This is a genomic window from Streptomyces sp. NPDC031445, assembly GCF_055581365.1.
Genome location: NZ_JBVIJO010000018.1, coordinates 57538 through 76149 on the forward strand (window position 1 = coordinate 57538; position 18612 = coordinate 76149).

An 18612-nucleotide genomic window follows, 5' to 3' on the forward strand; every position below is an offset into this window, starting at 1 on the left:
CACCATGTCAGCTCTGCCTCGGAACGTCCCTGCCAGTACCGACCTGCACGCCGTGCGCTGGCTGCGCAGCAGCTACAGCACGGGCGCGAACAACTGCGTGGAGACGGCCCGGCCGCGCTCCGGCCCAGGGGCCGGACTGCTCGCCGTGCGCGACTCGAAGAACCCCGCCGGACCCGCTCTGCTCTTCTCCGCCCGCAGCTGGTCGGAGTTCGTCCTCACGCTCTGACCGGAGGTGAGCCACTCCGATCGGAACCGATCACCCGTTCATCACCCTCGTGCGGCACACGGCCGTGTACGCCGACTCATGGTCGCGTTTCGCCGATGACTCGTACAGCGCGTTCGATCTCCGCCCCGGAGAGGTCCGCCCGGGCGGTCAGCCTCAGCCGTGAGACGCCGTCGGGCACGGAGGGAGGACGGAAACAGCCCACGGCCAGGCCCGCCGCACGGCAGTCGGCCGCCCAGCGCACCGCCCGCTCCGGGGACGGAGCCCGCACGGAGACCACCGCGGCGTCCGGACGCACCGCGTCCAGACCCGCGGCGGTCAGCCGTGCGTACAGCTCCGCGGCCACCTCCCGGGCCCGCGCCGCCCGTTCGGGCTCACGCTCCAGCAAGCGCAGCGCGGCCAGCGCGGCGCCGGCCGCGGCCGGCGCCAGGCCGGTGTCGAAGATGAACGTCCGGGCCGCGTTGACCAGGTGGTCGATCACCCGGGCCGGACCGAGCACCACCCCGCCCTGGCTGCCCAGCGACTTGGACAGGGTGGCCGTGACGACCACGTCCCGCGCGCCGGCGAGCCCCGCCGCGTACGGCGCGCCCCGGCCGCCGTCGCCCAGCACGCCGAGCCCGTGCGCGTCGTCCACGACCAGCCCCGCGCCGTGCTCCCGGCACGCCTCGGCGAGCGCGGTCAGCGGCGCCCGGTCCCCGTCGACGGAGAACACCGTGTCGGACACGACGATCGCGTCTCCCGCGTGTCCGGCCAGGGCCTTGCGCACGGCGTCCGGATCGGCGTGCCCGACGACCTGGGTCTCGCCCCGGGCCAGCCGGCAGCCGTCGATGAGGGAGGCGTGGTTGCCCGCGTCGGACACGATCAGCGAGCCGTGCGGGCCGAGCGCGGTGACGGCGGCCAGGTTGGCGGCGTACCCGGAGGAGAACACCAGGGCGGCCTCGAACCCGCAGAACGCGGCCAGCGCCCGCTCCAGTTCGGTGTGCAGGGCCGTGGTGCCGGTGACCAGCCGGGAACCGGTGGAGCCGCCGCCCCAGGTCCGGGCGGCCCCGGCCGCTCCCTCGACGACCTCCGGATGGCGGGTCAGGCCCAGGTAGTCGTTGCTCGCCAGGTCCAGCAGCGGTGTGTCGGCGGGGCGCGGACGCAGGGTGCGCACGAGCCCGGCGCGGCGGCGCGCCCCGGCCTGCTCGTCGATCCAGCCGAACGCCATGGGTCCTCCGGTGCTTTTGTAGGTAGCGGACAGACCCTAGCGGTACGACCAGCCGCCCAGTGTGTGGCAATACCCACACGGTGAACGTGCTCCGTTGTGCGAAGTCTCCTTGGCCCGGGGCGGTCCCGTAGGACAGGATCAGGGCTCATGGACCTGCTGAACACGCTGGTGGACAAGGGGCTTCGGCGCGAGCTGCCGACCCGCGAGGAAGCGCTCGCCGTGCTGGCCACCTCCGATGACGACCTGCTCGACGTGGTGGCCGCGGCCGGCAAGGTGCGCCGGCACTGGTTCGGGCGCCGGGTGAAACTCAACTATCTGGTGAACCTCAAGTCGGGCCTGTGCCCGGAGGACTGCTCGTACTGCTCCCAGCGGCTCGGTTCCAAGGCCGACATCCTGAAGTACACCTGGCTCAAGCCGGACGAGGCCTCCCAGGCCGCCGCCGCGGGCCTCGCGGGCGGCGCCAAGCGGGTCTGCCTGGTGGCCAGCGGACGCGGGCCGACGGACCGGGACGTGGACCGGGTCTCGCAGACCATCAAGGCCATCAAGGAGCAGAACGAGGGCGTCGAGGTGTGCGCCTGCCTCGGCCTTCTCTCCGACGGCCAGGCCGAACGGCTGCGCGAGGCCGGCGCGGACGCGTACAACCACAACCTCAACACCTCGGAGTCCACGTACGGGGACATCACCACCACCCACACGTACGCCGATCGGGTAGACACGGTGCAGAAGGCGCACGCGGCCGGTCTGTCCGCCTGCTCCGGGCTGATCGCGGGCATGGGCGAGAGCGACGAGGACCTGGTCGACGTGGTGTTCTCGCTGCGGGAGCTGGACCCGGACTCCGTTCCGGTGAACTTCCTGATCCCGTTCGAGGGCACCCCGCTGGCCAAGGAGTGGAACCTCACCCCGCAGCGCTGCCTGCGGATCCTCGCGATGGTCCGGTTCGTCTGCCCGGACGTCGAGGTCCGGATCGCGGGCGGCCGCGAGGTCCATCTGCGCACGATGCAGCCGCTGGCACTGCACCTGGCCAACTCCATCTTCCTCGGCGACTACCTGACCAGCGAGGGCCAGGCGGGCAAGGCCGACCTGGAGATGATCGCGGACGCCGGGTTCGAGGTGGAGGGCGCCGACCAGGTGACGCTGCCGCAGCACCGGGCGGAGGCCGCGGCCTGCGGGGACACCGGGGGCTGCCACGAGGGCGGCGGCGTCTGCGGGCCGGCGCCGGCGGTGGCGGGCGAGCCGCGGACCGACCTGGTCGCGGTCCGCCGCCGGGGCGCCGGGACGGACCTCGCGCCCAATGCCTGAACTCGGCGTGCCGGAGCTGCTGGAACTGGACCGGCGGCACGTGTGGCACCCGTACGGCCCGATGCCCGGCCGCGCGGAACCGCTCGTCGTGGAGGCGGCGAGCGGGGTCCGGCTGCGCCTGGCGGACGGGTCCGGCGAACTGGTCGACGGCATGTCGTCGTGGTGGTCGGCCATCCACGGCTACCGCCACCCGGTCCTCGACGAGGCCGTGCGCGAGCAGCTCGGGCGGATGAGCCATGTCATGTTCGGCGGGCTCACGCACGAGCCCGCCGTCCGGCTCGCGAAGCTCCTTGTCGACATGTCGCCTGACGGTCTGGAGCACGTCTTCCTGGCCGACTCGGGGTCCGTGTCGGTCGAGGTCGCCGTGAAGATGTGCCTCCAGTACTGGCGCTCGCTCGGCCGGCCGGGCAAGCAGCGGCTCCTGACCTGGCGCGGCGGCTACCACGGCGACACCTGGAACCCGATGTCCGTGTGCGATCCCGAGGGCGGAATGCACCAGTTGTGGACCGGTGTGCTGCCCCGCCAGGTGTTCGCGGACGCGCCGCCCGCCGGGTACGAGGAGGCGTACGCGGACCACCTGCGCGAGCTGATCGCGCGGCACGCCGACGAGCTGGCCGCGGTGATCGTGGAGCCGGTGGTGCAGGGCGCGGGCGGGATGCGGTTCCACTCCCCCGCCTACCTGCGGGTGCTGCGCGAGGCGTGCGACGCGCACGACGTGCTGCTGGTGTTCGACGAGATCGCCACCGGCTTCGGCCGCACCGGCGCGCTGTTCGCGGCGGACCACGCGTCCGTCAGCCCGGACGTGATGTGCGTGGGCAAGGCGCTGACCGGCGGCTACCTCACGATGGCGGCCACCTTGTGCACCGCGCGGGTCGCCGACGGCATCTCGCGGGGCGAGGTGCCGGTGCTCGCGCACGGGCCGACGTTCATGGGCAACCCGCTGGCCGCGGCCGTGGCCTGCGCCTCCGTCGAGCTGCTGCGGGGCCAGGACTGGCTCGCCGAGGTCAAGCGGATCGAGGCGGCCCTGCGGGAGGGCCTGGCGCCGGCGCTCGGCCTGCCCGGGGTGCGGGACGTCCGCGTCCTCGGCGCGATCGGGGTCGTCCAGCTCGACCACGCGGTGGACATGAGGGCCGCGACGGACGCCGCCGTGCGGGAGGGCGTGTGGCTGCGCCCGTTCCGCGACCTGATCTATACGATGCCGCCGTACGTCACCTCGGACGAGGACGTGGCGCGGATCGCGCGCGCGGTGTGCGCCGCGGCGCGGGAGGGATGACATGCCGGTACTGGTGATCACGGGGACGGGCACGGAGATCGGCAAGACCGTCACCACCGCCGCCGTCGCCGCCGCCGCGCTCGCGGCCGGGCGCTCGGTGGCCGTGCTGAAGGCCGCCCAGACGGGTCTGGGGCCGGACGAGCGCGGGGACGCCGACGAGGTCGCGCGCCTCGCCGGGCCGGTCACGGCCGGTGAAGTCGCGCGTTTCCCCGAGCCGTTGGCGCCGGGTACGGCGGCCCGGCGGGCCGGGATGGCGCCGGTGCGCCCGCACGAGGTGGCCGAGCGGGCCGCCAAGCTGGCCACCGAGCACGATCTGGTGCTGGTCGAAGGGGCGGGCGGGCTGCTCGTCCGCTTCGACGCGGCCGGCGGCACGCTGGCCGACGCGGCCAAGCTGCTGGGGGCGCCGGTGCTGGTCGTCGCCCAGGCCGGGCTCGGCACGCTCAACGTGACGGAACTGACGGCACGTGAACTACGGCGGCGGGAGCTGGAGCTGGCCGGTGTGGTGATCGGCAGCTGGCCTGCCACGCCCGATCTCGCCACCCGCTGCAACGTGGCCGACCTGCCGGAGGTCGCCGCCGCCCCCCTGCTCGGCGCGCTGCCCGCCGGCGCCGGCACCCTGCCCCCCGCGGAGTTCCGCACAGCCGCCCCGACCTGGCTGTCCCCCCGCCTGGACGGCACCTGGGACGCGGAGGCGTTCCAGGTAAGGCAGACCCCGTAACCGCACCGGATCGGGGCCCGGCGGGACGCCACGGTGGCGCCTGGCGACCCAGGCCGGCGGGGCAGCGCTGCCGCACCGGGCCCGGACGTCGGCGAGACACCGCCCCGGTGCCGGGCGGCCCAGACCAGTCGCCGTACCGGGTCCGGCGACGGGCGGGCATCCCAGCGGTGCCTGACGGACCGGCCCGGCGGGACACCGCCGCCGGACCGGTCTCGACGCCAGCGGCGCATCACAAATGTGCCGAGCAGCCCGGGACCGGACGTCGGCGCATCGCAACGGCCGGACGGCTCGGGCCAGCGGCGCACCACAGCGGTGCCCGGTAGCCGAGGCCGGCGAGGGGTATCGACGCCTAGCCCGGCCCCGACATCGACGGTGCACCCCAGCCGTACCGGGCAGCCGAGGACGGCGGGGTAGCCGTGCCGGGGCGGGCCTGGGCATCCTCGGCGCGCCGCAGCAGTGCCGGCACCGGCCTGCCCGGCGCGGCGCCGCCGAGCCTCCGCCCGGTGACGGGCGCCCGCGCCGGGCGTGCCGCGGGCTCATCGGTGGGGTGCGTCGGGGCGGGTCTGGGGACACTCCCCCCAGGGGCGTGCTGTCCAGGGAGGTTGCCATGCGGCTGCTGTCCACCCGTTCCGGCCAGGTGGCGCGGGGTCCCGTCCACCATCCGCTGTTCGCTCGCTCCTACGCCCGGATCAGCGTCGGCGCCGAGTCCCGGCTCGGGATGGCCGGGATGCGGGAGCGGCTGCTCGCCGGGCTGTCCGGGAGGGTGATCGAGATCGGCGCGGGCAACGGGCTGAACTTCCGGCACTATCCCGGCACCGTCGCGGAGGTCGTCGCGATCGAACCGGAGTCGCTGCTCAGGAAGTTGGCGCTGGAGTCCGCGCTGCGCGCCGAGGTGCCGGTCGACGTGGTGCCGGGCGCGGCGGAGGCCCTGCCGGTCAAGAGCGAGGCGTTCGACGCGGCCGTACTGTCGCTGGTCCTGTGCAGCGTGCGGGATGTCGCGCGGACGCTCGGCGAGGTACGGCGGGTGCTCCGGCCCGGCGGCGAGGTGCGGTTCTTCGAGCACGGGCGGGGCGGCAGCCGGATGATGACGATGACCCAGCAGGCGCTCGACCGCACCCTGTGGCCGGTGCTGAACGGCGGCTGTCACCTCTCCCGGGAGCCGGTCTCCGCTCTGCGCGCCGCGGGCTTCCGCCTCGGCCCGTACCGCCGGGTACTGCTGCCGGAGAGGGGCCCCACGCTGCCGGCCTCCTACTGCGCGCTCGGCGTCGTCTGGCGGCCGGAGGAGCCGGCGGCCCGCTGATCACAGGCTCCAGCCGCGCAGCTCCCGCGCGATGTCGTCGACGCTCGCGGAGCCGTCCTTGACCAGGCGCGCCAGGTCCCGGACCTGCTCGGGTGTGGTGGCGACCTTCTCGCCGCTGGCGACCAGATAGGCGTAGGCGACCGCGGAGGCGAACAGCGCGTTGGCGCGTTCCAGCGCCGGGACGTGGATCAGCAGCTGGAGCAGGGAGGCGGCGCGGGCGTGCGGGGTGTCGTACACGGGCACGCCGAATATCTCGGCCCGGTGCCGGGCGACGGCGGCGACCAGGGCGCCCCAGTCGGTGACCTGCGGGTCCCCCGGGGTCTTCTGCTCGGCGAGCATGAGCAGCCAGGCGAGGTCGATGCTGAGATCGTTCAAGGGATCAGCGGCGGTCTTCACCGGGGTCGGTGCCGCGGCTCTCGCCGAACTCCTCGGCGAACACGGCCTCGTACTGCTTCATGAAGTCGGCGGCGGCCTCGACGAAGGTGCGGCCCGCCTCGCCGGCGTCCTGTCTGACCAGCTCTTCGATGTAGCGGTTGACGCTCATGCCGCGGGCCAGGGCGCGCTCGCGGGCGGCACGGGCGGTGCCCTCGTCCACGCGCACGTTCAGCTGGGTCTTCGCCATGCCCTCGACGCTAGCGCCGAAACGCTAGCAGCGGCAAGGGCGCACGGAAGCAAGGCGGACCACCCTCCTGCCACGGCCGCGCGCCCCGTCCGCATGACGGAATCCGCGGCGATGCGCGGACGGCACCGATCACGATGAGCGCATGACTGATCTGCGTCTGCGCGCCGCCGTGTCCGACGATCTCGACGCCGTCCTCACGTTCTGGAGGACGGCCGCGGAGGGCACCAGCATCAGTGACGACCGCGCCGGGGTGGAGCGGCTGACCGACCGCGACCCCGGGGCCCTGATCCTCGCCGAACTGGGCGGCGAGCTGGTCGGCACGGTGATCGCCGGCTTCGACGGCTGGCGGTGCCATCTGTACCGGCTCGCGGTGCACCCGCAGCGGCGACGGCAGGGCATCGCCTCGGCGCTGCTGGAGGCCGCCGAGGAGCGGTTCGTACGGCTCGGCGGGCGGCGCGCGGACGCGATGGTGCTGGTGCGCAACGAGACCGCGCACCACGCCTGGGGAGCGGCCGGGTACGGGCCACAAGAGCAGTGGCGGCGCTGGGTGAAACCGCTCACGGACTGAGACCGGAACGCTTCTTTGCTCATCCTTTACCCTGGAGGGAGCACTCGGCCCTCTATGAAAGGTTGTGAGCGTCCGCCCATGGGCGAGCCTCCCAGTCCGCGATACCGCGCGTTCCTCCGAACCCTGTCCGATCCTGGGACGGGGGTGAACCGATGACCGAAGTGCTCCTCCTTCTGCTGGCGATCCTGCTGTCGCTGGCCTGTGGCGCCTTCGTGGCGGCGGAGTTCTCGCTGACCACGGTGGAACGCGGCGAGCTGGAGCGGGCCGCCGCGCGTGGCGAACGGGGCGCCGCCGGCGCCCTGAAGGCCGTACGGAACCTGACCTTCCAGCTGTCCGGCGCGCAGCTCGGCATCACCGTCACCAACCTGGTGGTCGGCATGCTCGCCGAGCCGTCGATCGCCAAGCTGCTCGCCGGGCCGTTCCAGGCGGCGGGTCTGTCCCCCACCACGGCGAGCTCGGCCGCGCTGGTCCTGGGCACGGCCCTGTCGACGGTGGTCCTGATGGTCGTCGGCGAGCTGGTGCCCAAGAACTGGGCGATCTCCTCGCCCCTGACCATGGCCCGGCGGGTCGGCAACGCCCAGCGCCTGTTCAGCGCCGCCTTCCGCCCCTTCATCACCCACCTGAACAACACCGCCAACCGCTTCGTGCGCCGGCTCGGCATCGAGCCCGCCGAGGAGCTGGCCTCCGCGCGCGGGCCGCAGGAGCTGGCCGCGCTCGCCCGGCACTCGGCCAAGGAGGGCGCCCTGGAGGCGGACACCGCCGAGCTGTTCGTCCGGACGCTGAACCTGGCCGACCTCACCGCGGAGAACGTGATGACACCGCGCGTCCAGGTCATCGCCCTGGACACCCAGGCCACCTGCGAGGACGTGGCCAACGCCACCCGGGCGACCGGCCTGAGCCGGTTCCCGGTCTACCGGGGCAGCCTGGACTCGGTCGTCGGCACGGCCCACATCAAGGACGTGCTGGCGGTTCCCGCCGACCAGCGGCGGCACCGCACGGTCGCGCAGGTGATGCGCGAGCCGCTGCTGGTGCCCGAGTCCCTGACCGTCGACCGGCTGCTGGACCGGCTCGGCGGCAGGCGCACCATGGCCGTCGTCATCGACGAGTACGGCGGTACGGCCGGGGTGGCCACCCTGGAGGACATCGTGGAGGAGGTCGTCGGCGAGGTGCGGGACGAGCACGACCCGCACGAGACGCCCGACCTCGCCCCCGCGGGCGCGGACGAGCGGGGCCGGGCCCTGTACGCGGCGGACGGCGCCGCCCGCACCGACCAGCTGGCCCGCGTGGGGCTGCGCGTGCCGGAGGGCCCGTACGAGACCCTGGCCGGCCTGGTCGCCACCGAGCTGGGCCGGATACCCGCCGCCGGTGACAGCGTCGAGGTGGCCGGCTGGCTGCTGGACGTCGTCGACGCCTCGGGCCGCAGGGCCGCCCGGGTGCTGATGCACGCGCCGCTGGACGACGAACGGCCCGATCGCGCTGGGGGGCCACGGGGAGCCGGAGGGGCCGATGAGCGCCGCCGGGGCGAAGGACGCCGTGGGACCGAGGGGCACCGCGGGACGCGGGAGGGGACGCGATGACCGCCGTACAGCTGCTGATCGGTCTGGCGACCCTCGTCGTCAACGCCTTCTTCGTCGGCGCCGAGTTCGCGCTGATCTCCGTGCGCCGCTCGCAGATCGACCCACTGGCCCAGGAGGGCGACCGGCGCGCGCGGAGCGTGCTGTGGGGTCTGGAGCACGTGTCCGCGCTGCTGGCCGCGGCCCAGCTCGGCATCACGCTGTGCACGCTGGTCCTGGGCGTGGTCGCCGAGCCGGCCATCGCGCATCTGCTGGAGCCGGTGTTCCACGCGGTGGGCGTGCCCGCGAGCGCGGGTCACGTCGTGTCCTTCGTGATCGCGCTGACCCTCGCGACCTATCTGCACATGCTGCTGGGCGAGATGGTGCCCAAGAACATCGCGCTCGCCGAACCGGTGCGCAGCGCGCTGCTGCTCGGCCCGCCGCTGGTCGCGCTGTCCCGGGCGCTGCGTCCGGTGATCTTCGCGATCAACGCCTTCGCCAACGGGCTGCTGAAGCTGCTGCGCGTGGAGGCGAAGGACGAGGTCGCGGCGACCTTCACGGACGCGGAGCTGGCCGAGATCGTCAAGGACGCCAGCGAGGCCGGCCTGATCGACGACCGTGCGCAGGAGCGGCTGCGCGACGCGCTGGAACTGGGCAGCCGGCCGGTGCGGGACGTCGTCGTGCCGCTGCAACGCGTCGTCTACGCGCGCGTGGGCGTCACCCCGGAACAGCTGGAGCGGCTGTCGGCCGAGTCCGGGTTCTCCCGCTTCCCGGTGGTCGACACCGGCCGCCGGATCGTGGGCTACCTGCACGTCAAGGACGCGCTGGACACCTCACCACGGGACATGGCGTTCCGCCTGGGCGACATGCGGCCCATCGCCCGCGTCCGCGAGAACACCCCGCTGGACGACGTCCTCACCGCGATGCGCGGCGGCCGCACCCACGTGGCGGCCGTGCTGGGCGACGACGGCCGGCTGGCGGGCCTGGTGACGATGGAGGACGTGCTGCGGGAACTGTTCGGCCAGCCGGTGCAGGGCTGAGGCGGCTGACGCGGGCCGGCAGCGGTGGCTCCCGGGGGCGCCGCTGCCGGCCCGCGGCTGTCCGACGCGGCTGGGCCGGACGGGTGGGGCGGGCCGACCGACCGGCAGGTATCGGCCCCGGGATACCATCTCTGTCGCCATGCAGACGAACCCCACACCTCCCCCGTACACCAGCCTCGTCGCGGTCGGCGACTCCTTCACCGAGGGCATGTCAGACCTGCTTCCCGACGGCTCCTACCGTGGCTGGGCCGATCTGCTCGCCGCGCGGATGGCCGCCCGCACGCCCGGTTTCCGGTACGCCAACCTGGCCGTGCGCGGGAAGCTGATCGGGCAGATCGTCGACGAGCAGGTGCCGGTGGCCGCGGCCATGGACGCCGATGTCGTCACCCTGGTCGGCGGGCTGAACGACACCCTGCGCCCCAAGTGCGACATGGGCCGGGTCCGGGGCCTGCTCACCGAGGCGGTAGAACGGCTCGCCCCGTCCTGCAAGCAGCTGGTGCTGATGCGCAGCCCCGGCCGTCAGGGGCCGGTGCTGGAGCGGTTCCGGCCGCGCATGGAGGAGCTGTTCGCCTGCGTGGACGAGCTGGCCGAGAAGCACGGCGCCCTGGTGGTCGACCTGTACGGGGCGCCCGCGCTGGCCGACCCGCGGCTGTGGGACGTGGACCGGCTGCACCTGACGGCGGAGGGACACCGCCGGGTCGCCGAGGCGGTGTGGCAGACGCTCGGCCACGACGCCGAGGACGCCGAGTGGCACGTGCCGATGGCGGCGACCACCCCGCCGGGCTGGGTCACACGCCGGGTCGCGGACGCCCGGTTCGCCCGGCAGCACCTGCTCCCGTGGATAGGCCGCCGCCTGACCGGCCGGTCCTCGGGCGACGGCCTCCCGCCGAAGCGACCGGATCTGCTGCCGTACGAGGGCCAGGCGTAGCCACTCCGGCACGACCGGGCGTGTCACCCGTGCCCCGGGCCCGGGGGCCGTGCGGCGGGGGCCCGCCGTGGCACGGGAGCGGCCGGCGCCGGTGACGTGACCGGGGTCTCGTAGCTTCCGCCGAACACACCCATGGCGCTGGCCTGCACGAATCGCCAGTAGACTCTGGACACGTGACTTCTGCGCCCGCCAAGCCCCGCATCCCGAACGTCCTCGCCGGACGCTACGCCTCCGCCGAGCTCGCCACGCTCTGGTCGCCCGAGCAGAAGGTGAAGCTGGAGCGCCGGCTCTGGCTCGCCGTGCTGCGGGCCCAGAAGGACCTCGGCATCGAGGTGCCGGACGAGGCCATCGCCGACTACGAGCGCGTCCTCGACACCGTCGACCTGGCCTCGATCGCCGAGCGCGAGAAGGTCACCCGGCACGACGTGAAGGCCCGGATCGAGGAGTTCAACGACCTCGCCGGGCACGAGCACGTGCACAAGGGCATGACCTCCCGCGACCTCACGGAGAACGTCGAGCAGCTGCAGATCCGGCTCTCGCTGGAGCTGATGCGCGACCGTACGGTGGCCGTGCTGGCGCGCCTCGGCAAGCTCGCGGGCGAGTACGCCGAGCTGGTCATGGCCGGCCGCTCGCACAACGTGGCCGCGCAGGCCACCACCCTCGGCAAGCGGTTCGCGACCGCGGCCGACGAGCTGCTCGTCGCCCACGGCCGGGTGGAGGAGCTGCTGGCCCGCTACCCGCTGCGCGGCATCAAGGGTCCGGTCGGCACCGCGCAGGACATGCTGGACCTGCTGGGCGGGGACGCGGCGAAGCTGGCCGAGCTGGAGAACCGGATCGCGCGGCACCTGGGCTTCTCGCAGGCGTTCACCTCCGTCGGCCAGGTCTACCCGCGCTCGCTGGACTACGAGGTCGTCACCGCGCTGGTGCAGCTGGCGGCGGCCCCCTCCTCGCTGGCCAAGACGATCCGGCTGATGGCCGGGCACGAGCTGGTCACCGAGGGGTTCAAGCCGGGTCAGGTCGGCTCCTCGGCGATGCCGCACAAGATGAACACCCGCTCCTGCGAGCGCGTCAACGGCCTCATGGTCGTCCTGCGCGGCTACGCCTCGATGACCGGCGAGCTGGCGGGCGACCAGTGGAACGAGGGCGACGTGTCCTGCTCGGTGGTGCGCCGCGTCGCGCTGCCGGACGCCTTCTTCGCCCTCGACGGCCTGCTGGAGACCTTCCTGACCGTCCTGGACGAGTTCGGCGCCTTCCCGGCCGTCATCGCCCGTGAACTGGACCGCTACCTGCCGTTCCTGGCCACCACCAAGGTGCTCATGGGGGCCGTGCGGGCCGGTGTCGGCCGCGAGGTCGCCCACGAGGCGATCAAGGAGAACGCCGTGGCCACCGCGCTCGCGATGCGTGAACAGGGCGCGGAGCGCAACGACCTGCTCGACAAGCTCGCCGCCGACGAGCGGCTGCCGCTCGACCGCGAGCAGCTGGCCGCGCTGATGGCCGACAAGCTCTCCTTCACCGGTGCCGCCGCCGACCAGGTCGGTGTGGTCCTCGGCCGCGTCGAGGAGATCGTCAAGCAGCACCCGGAGGCCGCCGGCTACACCCCGGGAGCGATCCTCTGACCGGCACACCCCGCTCGTCCCGCACACCGCGCTTCACCAAGGCGGAGCTGGAGGCCGCCCGCGACCGTCTCGTCCCGGACGTGGTCGCGGACGGCCTCCGCGTGCTCTTCTGCGGCATCAACCCCGGGCTGCTGACGGCCGCGACCGGCCACCACTTCGCCCGCCCCGGCAACCGGTTCTGGCCGGTGCTGCACCTGTCCGGCTTCACGCCCAGGCTGCTGAAGCCCGCCGAGCAGCGGGAGTTGCTGTCGTACGGCCTCGGCATCACCAACGTGGTGGCGCGGGCGACGGCGCGGGCCGACGAGCTGACCGCCGAGGAGTACGTCGAGGGCGGGCGGCTGCTGACCGAGAAGGTGACGCGGCTGCGGCCGAGGTGGCTGGCCGTGGTCGGCGTGACCGCCTACCGGGCCGCCTTCGGTGACCGCACGGCCCGGGTCGGTCCGCAGGAGCGGACGATCGGGGACACCCGGGTGTGGGTGCTGCCCAACCCCAGCGGGCTGAACGCGCACTGGACGGCGGCCACGATGGCGGAGGAGTTCGCCCGGCTGCGGGAGGCGGCGGGCGCGCCAGGTCACGGCGGGTCGGTCTCCGTCACTATCCCGAGCAGCTGAAACGGCAGCTCCCTGTCCCACTGGGACACACCGAGGGCGATCCAGCGGCCCGTCTCCGGCGCCCGCCACAGGTGGACGTCGGGGACGTGGCCGCTGAGCCCGGCCCACGGCTCCGCGACGTCCTCGCCCGCCACGGTCCGTTCGAGCACGCTGTACAGGCTGAACCGCTGCGGCCGGCCCCAGCGCTCCCCCAGCCGCTGCGCGAGGCCGTCCCGGTCTGCCTCGTACTGCGCCTCCGTCTCCTCCCGTGCGCTGCCGTCGCCCTCCCAGAACTCCTCGCTCGTCCGTAAAGCGGCTATGTGGTAGCCGGGCCCGCTCTCACCGTGCTCCGTCCTGCCGTGCGCGGACGGGAACTCCCGGGCGCACAGCAGGTCGATGAGGGTCAGGCACTTCGCGATGTCCATGGGATCCAGTAAAGCGGGGGGCACTGACAATTGGCGGTGCGTCAGTCAGGCGTCCCTGCGCCGCACGCACCACCCGCCCGCCACCAGGGCGGCCACCGCCCACAGCGCGCTCACCGCGAGCCCGCTCCAGGGGCCGAGGGCGCCGTCCCAGGTGCTGTGCAGGGCGACTTGGCCGGCCCGGTCGGGGAGGAAGTCCGCGGCGGAGCCGGACAGATCGCCGACGACGAAGGAGACGATCAGCAGGAACGGGATCAGCACGGAGAGGGTCGCGACGGCGCTGCGCAGCACGGCCGCGAGTCCGGCGGCGAACAGGGCCATCAGGGTCAGGTGCAGGCCGCAGCCGACGGCGCCGCGCACGCCCTCGCTCCAGCCGGGAGCGGACGCGCCGAGCACCGCCCGGCCCACCAGGAGCGTGACGAACCCGGTGAGCAGCCCGACGGCCAGCGCCGGGAGTGCGATCGCCACCGCCTTCGCGGCGAACCAGCGCCCCCGGTCGGGCACCGCCGACAGCGTCAGCCGCAGCGCGCCGCCCCGGAACTCCGACGCGACGGCCGTCGTACCGAAGGCGATGGCGGCGATCTGCCCGAAGTCGACGCCGAAGAACACCGAGAACAGCGGGTCGGCGTCGTCGGTGTCGGTGGCGGCCAGCGCCGAGAACGCGGTGGTGGCCACGAGGACCGCGGCGAGGGCCCCCAGCAGCGAGCGCAGGGTACGGATCTTGATCCACTCGGCGTGGAGCGCGGGTACGAAGGACATGGTCAGGTCTCCTGGCGCTGGGCGGTGAACTCGGTCTCGGCCGCCGTCAGGTCGAGGTAGGCCTCCTCCAAGGTGGCCTCGTGGGCGGACAGTTCCAGGACGGGGACGCCCGCCTCGGACATCAGCCGGCCCACGTCGTCCACGCGCGCGTGCCGTACCGTCCAGCTCCCGTCCTCGTGTCTGGAGGCGTCGTGGCCGTGCCGGGCGAGGAGGGCGCCGAGGGCGGCGGGGTCGGTGGTGCGGACGCGGACATGGGGCCGTACGCGCGCGTGGATGAACTCCCGCACCGGTGTGTCGGCGAGCAGGCGGCCCCGGCCGAGGATCAGCAGGTGGTCGGCGAAGGCGGCGGTCTCGCCCATGAGATGGCTGGAGACCAGGACCGTACGGCCCTCGGCGGCGAGCCGGCGCAGCAGCGTGCGGATCCAGACGATGCCCTCGGGGTCGAGTCCGTTGGCGGGTTCGTCGAGCAGGACGACCTCGGGGTCGCCGAGCAGGGCGGCGGCGATGCCGAGCCGCTGGCGCATGCCGAGGGAGTACGTCCGTACCCTGCGCCGCGCCACGGGGGCCAGGCCGGTCTCCTCCAGGACCGCGTCGACCCGGCGGGCCGGGAGGCGGTTGCTCGCGGCGAGGGCCAGCAGGTGGTCACGGGCGCTGCGGGAGCCGTGCGCGGCACCCGCGTCGAGCAGGGCGCCCACCCGGCGCAGGGGTTCACGCAGCCGGGGGTAGGGGTGGCCGCCGATCACGGCGGTGCCGGCGGTGGGCCGTTCGAGGCCCAGGACGAGGCGCAGGGTGGTGGACTTTCCGGCGCCGTTGGGGCCGAGGAAGCCGGTGACCCGGCCGGGACGCACACGGAAGGTGAGGCGGTCCACCGCCCGCCGGCCGCCGTGCTCCTTGGTGAGGTCCCGTACGTCGATGCTGGTCATGGCAACAGCCTGGCCGGGAGCGGCGATCGGCTCCTCCCCCGCCGGTGGAGACCGTCTCCCCCGTGCGGGGGAGGTCCGTTGTCGGTGCCGCCTGCCACGATGGGGCCATGGCCCGCCTTCTGCGCCCGCTGCTGCGCGGGACGACGTACACGCGCCTGCTGCACCTGTGGGTGCCGATGCTGGTGGTCAGCGTCTGGCTCTTCGTCGTCCCGTCGGCCCCCTGGGCGCCCGCGCTGTTCCTCGTCCCGCTCGGTCTGGTGCCGGCGGTGCGCCGGGGCGAGGGTGTGCAGGCGCGGCTGCTGCTCACGCCCGGCGAGGCGGAGCCGGGCATCTCCGAGGCGCCGGCCGCGACCTGGCGGGACCGGCTGCGCACGGTGCTCTGGCTGGAGCTGCGGATGCTCCTGGGCGCCCTGACCGTGTTCGCCTCGGTGTGGCTGCCCGTCCTCTGCTTCGAACTGGCGCGGTGTGCCTGGGGCGGGGCGCCGGCCGGTGTCCCGCTGCTGGACCGGTTGCCGGCGCACCGCGCCTGGGCGCTGCTGGCGCCGCTGCCGCTGCTCGCCCTGTACGGGCTGGTCGTCGGGTTCGGGGAGCTGGTCACCGCCGGTGCGCGCCGGCTGCTCGGACCGTCGTCGGCCGAGCGGCTGGCCGCGCTGGAGGAGCGCACCGAGCAGTTGCTGGAACGCGCCCGGATCGCGCGGGAGTTGCACGACTCGATCGGGCACGCCCTGACGGTGGCCGTGGTGCAGGCGGGCGCGGCGCGCGCGGCGGGCGATCCGGAGTTCACCGACCGGGCGCTGGGGGCCATCGAGGAGACCGGCCGGGCGGCGCTGGAGGATCTGGAGCGGGTGCTGGGCGTGCTGCGGGAGGCCGAGCGGCCGGTGAGCGCGCGGCCCACGCTGGCCGACGCGGGCCGGCTGCTGGAGTCGGCGCGGGCCTCGGGGGCGAAGGTCGACGCCGAGGTGACGGGTCCGGTGGAGGCCGTGCCGGGCCCGGTCTCCCGCGAGGGCTACCGCATCCTCCAGGAGGCGCTCACCAACGTGCTGCGGCACGCGGGGGCCGTGCCGGTGCGGGTCCGGGTCGCGGTCGGCGACGGGACGCTCGCCCTGGAGGTCCGCAACCCGCTGCCGGGAGCGGTACCCGGCCCCGGCCGGGGCAGCGGCCTGCGGGGCATACGGGAGCGGGCCGCGCTGCTCGGCGGCAGCGCCCGCACCGGCCCGGACGAGGGCGACTGGCAGGTCCGCGCGGAGCTGCCGGCCGGCTGATCTACGCTGGCCGGATGCCGGTCACCGTACTCCTCGTCGACGACGAACCCCTGGTCCGCGCGGGTCTGCGGGCCGTGCTGGAGGCGCAGCCCGACATCGAGGTGGTGGGCGAGGCGGCGGACGGCGCGGCCGTCATCCCGCTCGTGCGGCGACTGCGGCCGGACGTGGTCGCCATGGACGTGCGGATGCCCCTGATGGACGGCATCGAGGCCACGCGCGCGGTGCTGCGCACCGTTGCGGAGCCACCGAAGATCCTGGTGGTGACCACCTTCGAGGACGACGAGTACGTGTACGAGGCGCTGCGCGCGGGCGCCGACGGGTTCCTGCTGAAGCGGGCCCGCCCGGCCGAGATCGCGCACGCGGTGCGGCTGGTCGCGGAGGGCGAGTCGCTGCTGTTCCCGGCCTCCGTACGGCGCCTCGCCGCCCGGTACGGCGACGGCGCCCGGCCGGCGCGGACCGTGCTGGAGCGTGCCCGGCTCACCGAGCGGGAGGCGGAGGTGCTGCGGCTGATGGCCCGGGGGCTGTCGAACGCGGAGATCGCCGCCCGGCTCGTGGTGGGCGCGGAGACGGTGAAGTCTCATGTGAGCGCCGTGCTGGCCAAGCTCGGCGCGCGCGACCGCACCCAGGCGGTGATCGCGGCCTACGAGTCCGGGTTCGTGGAACCGGGGTGACCCAGGGCCTCCGTTTCGGATCATGCCGGGCTCGCGGGCGGGACCGGGCACTCGCCGGGGCGGACCGGGCCGAGTACGATCCGGCCAACACGCCCGCGAGCTGGGAGGACGGACGGTGGGGCAGCTGACCGGTGGCGATCCCTCGCTGCTGCGAAGGATCAATTCCGCGGTGGTGCTGCACGCGCTGCGTGCCACGGACTGCGCGACGCTCACCGAGATCACCCGCGTCACCGGACTGTCCCGGCCGACCGTGGAGGGCGTCGTGGAGGGCCTCATCGAGGGCGGCCTCGTCGTGGAGGCGGCGGCCGAGGACGGCGCGCGGCGGCAGGGGCGGCCCGCCCGGCGGTTCCGGTTCCGGGCCGAGGCGGGACACCTGCTGGGCCTGGAGATCGGTCCGCACCGGGTCGCCGCGCTCCTGTCCGACCTGGACGGGCGGGTGCTGGGCGCCCAGGCCAAGGAGGTCGACGAGACGGCCCCGGCGGACGAGCGGCTGGACCGGCTGCGCGGCGCGGTCGCGGAGCTGCTGCGCCGGGCCGGTGTCGCGCGCAGCTCGCTGCGTGCGGTGGGCGTGGGCACGCCGGGCATCGTGGAGGCGGGCGGCACGGTCCGGCTGAGCACGGCCCTGCCGCAGTGGACGGGCCTGAGGCTCGGCGAGCGGCTGAGCCGTTCCTTCCGGTGTCCGGTGCTGGTGGAGAACGACGCCAACGCGGCGGCGGTCGCCGAGCACTGGAAGGGCGCGGCGACCGAGACGGACGACGTGGTGTTCGTGCTGGCGGGGCTGAGCCCGGGGGCCGGTTCGCTGATCGGCGGGCGGCTGCACCGGGGCTACGGCGGGGCGGCCGGGGAGATCGGCGCGCTGCACCTGCTGGGCCGGGAGGCGAAGCCGGAGGCGCTGCTGTCCACCACCGACGAGCCGCTGCACCCGCTGGACGAGCAGGCGGTCGCCGAGGTGTTCGCGCTGGCGCGCAAGGGCGACCAGCGGGCACGGGCGGCCGTGGAGCGGTTCATCCAGCGGCTGGTGCACGACGTGGCCGCGCTGGTGCTGGCGCTCGATCCGGAGCTGGTCGTGATCGGGGGGTGGGCGGCCGGTCTTGACGGGGTCCTGGAGCCGCTGCGGTGCGAGCTGGCCCGCTACTGCCTGCGGCCGCCCCGGGTCGCGCTGTCCATGCTGGGCGAGGCGGCCGTGGCCACGGGGGCGCTGCGCCTGGCTCTTGACCATGTGGAGGAGCAGCTGTTCGCGGTCGACGGCACGGTGACCGCGCGCCGGTGAGCGGGGCGTCCGCTGGGGCGCGCTTGCCCGGTGCGGCGGGTGCCGCACGGCGGCCGCGCCGAGTGCGGCTGTCGTACCGGGTGCGGCCCTCGTGCCGAGTGCGGCGGTCGTGCCGGCGGCCGTTGTGCCGGGGCCGGCCCTCGTGCCAAGTGCGGCCTCATGCCAGCTACGGCGGTCGTGCCAGGTGCGGCCCTCGTGCCGAGTGCGGCGGTCGTGCCGGCGGCCGTTGTGCCGGGGCCGGCCGTTGTGCCGGAGCCGGCCCTCGTGCCAAATGCGGCCTCATGCCAGCTACGGCGGTCGTGCCAGGTGCGGCCCTCGTGCCGAGTGCGGCGGTCGTGCCGGCGGCCGTTGTGCCGGGGCCGGCCGTT

The 18612-nt window shown here is 74.4% G+C and carries 20 protein-coding genes; 14 read left to right on the forward strand and 6 right to left on the reverse strand.

Translation table 11 applies throughout. The features are described 5' to 3' along the window. The first annotated feature begins 4 nt into the window (after positions 1-4). Positions 5-226: a DUF397 domain-containing protein gene (locus ACZ5DC_RS35960; protein ID WP_468659913.1), complete on the forward strand. Its 222-nt coding sequence runs from the start codon at positions 5-7 to the stop codon at positions 224-226. Positions 227-302: 76 nt separating this feature from the next. Here ACZ5DC_RS35960 and ACZ5DC_RS35965 read toward each other — a convergent pair whose 3' ends face one another. Continuing rightward, complete coding sequence (locus ACZ5DC_RS35965) at positions 303-1430, reverse strand: 8-amino-7-oxononanoate synthase (RefSeq protein ID WP_468659915.1); 1128 nt, start codon at positions 1428-1430, stop codon at positions 303-305. 147 nt (positions 1431-1577) lie between these two features. On the opposite strand from ACZ5DC_RS35965, the gene bioB reads away from it, so the two are divergent. The 4 genes from bioB (at position 1578) to ACZ5DC_RS35985 (ending at position 6020) form a co-directional block, all read left to right on the forward strand. Next, the gene (gene bioB / locus ACZ5DC_RS35970) at positions 1578-2729 is read left to right on the forward strand and encodes a biotin synthase BioB (protein WP_468659917.1); all 1152 of its coding nucleotides are present in this window, start codon (positions 1578-1580) and stop codon (positions 2727-2729) included. Next, positions 2722-4002 carry an adenosylmethionine--8-amino-7-oxononanoate transaminase gene (locus tag ACZ5DC_RS35975; RefSeq protein WP_468659919.1) on the forward strand — a complete coding sequence of 427 codons (1281 nt, stop codon included), beginning with the start codon at positions 2722-2724 and terminating at the stop codon, positions 4000-4002. Before bioB ends, ACZ5DC_RS35975 begins: the two co-directional genes overlap by 8 nt. Before the next feature lies 1 nt (position 4003). Beyond that, positions 4004-4720 (forward strand): dethiobiotin synthase, encoded by a 717-nt coding sequence (bioD, locus tag ACZ5DC_RS35980; RefSeq protein ID WP_468659921.1) that lies wholly within the window; start codon positions 4004-4006, stop codon positions 4718-4720. 607 nt (positions 4721-5327) lie between these two features. Continuing rightward, positions 5328-6020, forward strand: coding sequence for a class I SAM-dependent methyltransferase (locus tag ACZ5DC_RS35985; protein ID WP_468659923.1), 693 nt, complete (start codon positions 5328-5330; stop codon positions 6018-6020). Here the strand turns inward: ACZ5DC_RS35985 and ACZ5DC_RS35990 are convergent, their stop codons facing one another. Beyond that, on the reverse strand, positions 6021-6395 hold the full coding sequence (locus tag ACZ5DC_RS35990) for a fic family toxin-antitoxin system, toxin component (RefSeq protein ID WP_103815754.1): 375 nt from the start codon (positions 6393-6395) through the stop codon (positions 6021-6023). A gap of 4 nt (positions 6396-6399) precedes the next feature. Continuing rightward, positions 6400-6642: a toxin-antitoxin system HicB family antitoxin gene (locus ACZ5DC_RS35995; protein ID WP_468659925.1), complete on the reverse strand. Its 243-nt coding sequence runs from the start codon at positions 6640-6642 to the stop codon at positions 6400-6402. 142 nt (positions 6643-6784) lie between these two features. Between ACZ5DC_RS35995 and ACZ5DC_RS36000 the strand changes: the two genes are divergently transcribed. The 6 genes from ACZ5DC_RS36000 (at position 6785) to mug (ending at position 12958) form a co-directional block, all read left to right on the forward strand. Continuing rightward, positions 6785-7210: a GNAT family N-acetyltransferase gene (locus ACZ5DC_RS36000; protein WP_468659927.1), complete on the forward strand. Its 426-nt coding sequence runs from the start codon at positions 6785-6787 to the stop codon at positions 7208-7210. A gap of 152 nt (positions 7211-7362) precedes the next feature. After that, on the forward strand, positions 7363-8787 hold the full coding sequence (locus tag ACZ5DC_RS36005; protein WP_468659929.1) for a hemolysin family protein: 1425 nt from the start codon (positions 7363-7365) through the stop codon (positions 8785-8787). Continuing rightward, positions 8784-9803 (forward strand): hemolysin family protein, encoded by a 1020-nt coding sequence (locus tag ACZ5DC_RS36010; protein ID WP_468659931.1) that lies wholly within the window; start codon positions 8784-8786, stop codon positions 9801-9803. The genes ACZ5DC_RS36005 and ACZ5DC_RS36010 overlap by 4 nt, the downstream gene beginning before the upstream one ends. Positions 9804-9942: 139 nt before the next feature. Next, positions 9943-10731 (forward strand): SGNH/GDSL hydrolase family protein, encoded by a 789-nt coding sequence (locus ACZ5DC_RS36015; RefSeq protein WP_468659933.1) that lies wholly within the window; start codon positions 9943-9945, stop codon positions 10729-10731. A 173-nt stretch (positions 10732-10904) separates the two neighbouring features. Then, on the forward strand, positions 10905-12347 hold the full coding sequence (gene purB, locus ACZ5DC_RS36020) for an adenylosuccinate lyase (RefSeq protein ID WP_366761676.1): 1443 nt from the start codon (positions 10905-10907) through the stop codon (positions 12345-12347). An 80-nt stretch (positions 12348-12427) separates the two neighbouring features. Further along, on the forward strand, positions 12428-12958 hold the full coding sequence (gene mug / locus ACZ5DC_RS36025) for a G/U mismatch-specific DNA glycosylase (protein WP_468659935.1): 531 nt from the start codon (positions 12428-12430) through the stop codon (positions 12956-12958). Here mug and ACZ5DC_RS36030 read toward each other — a convergent pair. Genes ACZ5DC_RS36030 through ACZ5DC_RS36040 form a run of 3 tightly spaced genes read right to left on the reverse strand, consistent with a single transcriptional unit; the run spans position 12919 to position 15041 of the window. Beyond that, positions 12919-13362, reverse strand: coding sequence for a hypothetical protein (locus ACZ5DC_RS36030; RefSeq protein ID WP_468659937.1), 444 nt, complete (start codon positions 13360-13362; stop codon positions 12919-12921). The genes mug and ACZ5DC_RS36030 overlap by 40 nt on opposite strands. A gap of 45 nt (positions 13363-13407) precedes the next feature. After that, positions 13408-14118, reverse strand: coding sequence for an ABC transporter permease (locus ACZ5DC_RS36035; protein WP_468659939.1), 711 nt, complete (start codon positions 14116-14118; stop codon positions 13408-13410). Positions 14119-14120: 2 nt separating this feature from the next. Then, positions 14121-15041 (reverse strand): ATP-binding cassette domain-containing protein, encoded by a 921-nt coding sequence (locus tag ACZ5DC_RS36040; protein ID WP_468659941.1) that lies wholly within the window; start codon positions 15039-15041, stop codon positions 14121-14123. Positions 15042-15148: 107 nt separating this feature from the next. Between ACZ5DC_RS36040 and ACZ5DC_RS36045 the strand changes: the two genes are divergently transcribed. The 3 genes from ACZ5DC_RS36045 to ACZ5DC_RS36055 all read left to right on the forward strand — a co-directional run bounded on the left by ACZ5DC_RS36045 (position 15149) and on the right by ACZ5DC_RS36055 (position 18244). Beyond that, positions 15149-16303, forward strand: coding sequence for a sensor histidine kinase (locus tag ACZ5DC_RS36045; RefSeq protein ID WP_468659943.1), 1155 nt, complete (start codon positions 15149-15151; stop codon positions 16301-16303). 14 nt (positions 16304-16317) lie between these two features. Beyond that, entirely contained in the window at positions 16318-16974 is a 657-nt protein-coding gene (locus tag ACZ5DC_RS36050; RefSeq protein WP_366761681.1) for a response regulator transcription factor, read from the forward strand. Positions 16975-17089: 115 nt separating this feature from the next. Beyond that, the gene (locus ACZ5DC_RS36055) at positions 17090-18244 is read left to right on the forward strand and encodes an ROK family transcriptional regulator (protein ID WP_468659945.1); all 1155 of its coding nucleotides are present in this window, start codon (positions 17090-17092) and stop codon (positions 18242-18244) included. Positions 18245-18612: the final 368 nt, after the last annotated feature.

Excerpts from the sequence above, each read along its gene's own strand:
- ACZ5DC_RS35960 (WP_468659913.1), top strand. The coding sequence starts at position 5 with ATGTCAGCTCTGCCTCGGAACGTCCCTGCCAGTACCGACCTGCACGCC.
- ACZ5DC_RS36015 (WP_468659933.1), top strand. The coding sequence starts at position 9,943 with ATGCAGACGAACCCCACACCTCCCCCGTACACCAGCCTCGTCGCGGTC.
- ACZ5DC_RS36045 (WP_468659943.1), top strand. The coding sequence starts at position 15,149 with ATGGCCCGCCTTCTGCGCCCGCTGCTGCGCGGGACGACGTACACGCGC.
- ACZ5DC_RS35995 (WP_468659925.1), bottom strand. The coding sequence starts at position 6,642 with ATGGCGAAGACCCAGCTGAACGTGCGCGTGGACGAGGGCACCGCCCGT.
- ACZ5DC_RS35985 (WP_468659923.1), top strand. The coding sequence starts at position 5,328 with ATGCGGCTGCTGTCCACCCGTTCCGGCCAGGTGGCGCGGGGTCCCGTC.
- ACZ5DC_RS36040 (WP_468659941.1), bottom strand. The coding sequence starts at position 15,041 with ATGACCAGCATCGACGTACGGGACCTCACCAAGGAGCACGGCGGCCGG.
- ACZ5DC_RS36005 (WP_468659929.1), top strand. The coding sequence starts at position 7,363 with ATGACCGAAGTGCTCCTCCTTCTGCTGGCGATCCTGCTGTCGCTGGCC.
- ACZ5DC_RS35975 (WP_468659919.1), top strand. The coding sequence starts at position 2,722 with ATGCCTGAACTCGGCGTGCCGGAGCTGCTGGAACTGGACCGGCGGCAC.
- ACZ5DC_RS36050 (WP_366761681.1), top strand. The coding sequence starts at position 16,318 with ATGCCGGTCACCGTACTCCTCGTCGACGACGAACCCCTGGTCCGCGCG.
- ACZ5DC_RS35965 (WP_468659915.1), bottom strand. The coding sequence starts at position 1,430 with ATGGCGTTCGGCTGGATCGACGAGCAGGCCGGGGCGCGCCGCCGCGCC.
- bioB (WP_468659917.1), top strand. The coding sequence starts at position 1,578 with ATGGACCTGCTGAACACGCTGGTGGACAAGGGGCTTCGGCGCGAGCTG.
- ACZ5DC_RS36030 (WP_468659937.1), bottom strand. The coding sequence starts at position 13,362 with ATGGACATCGCGAAGTGCCTGACCCTCATCGACCTGCTGTGCGCCCGG.
- bioD (WP_468659921.1), top strand. The coding sequence starts at position 4,004 with ATGCCGGTACTGGTGATCACGGGGACGGGCACGGAGATCGGCAAGACC.
- ACZ5DC_RS36000 (WP_468659927.1), top strand. The coding sequence starts at position 6,785 with ATGACTGATCTGCGTCTGCGCGCCGCCGTGTCCGACGATCTCGACGCC.
- ACZ5DC_RS36010 (WP_468659931.1), top strand. The coding sequence starts at position 8,784 with ATGACCGCCGTACAGCTGCTGATCGGTCTGGCGACCCTCGTCGTCAAC.
- ACZ5DC_RS36035 (WP_468659939.1), bottom strand. The coding sequence starts at position 14,118 with ATGTCCTTCGTACCCGCGCTCCACGCCGAGTGGATCAAGATCCGTACC.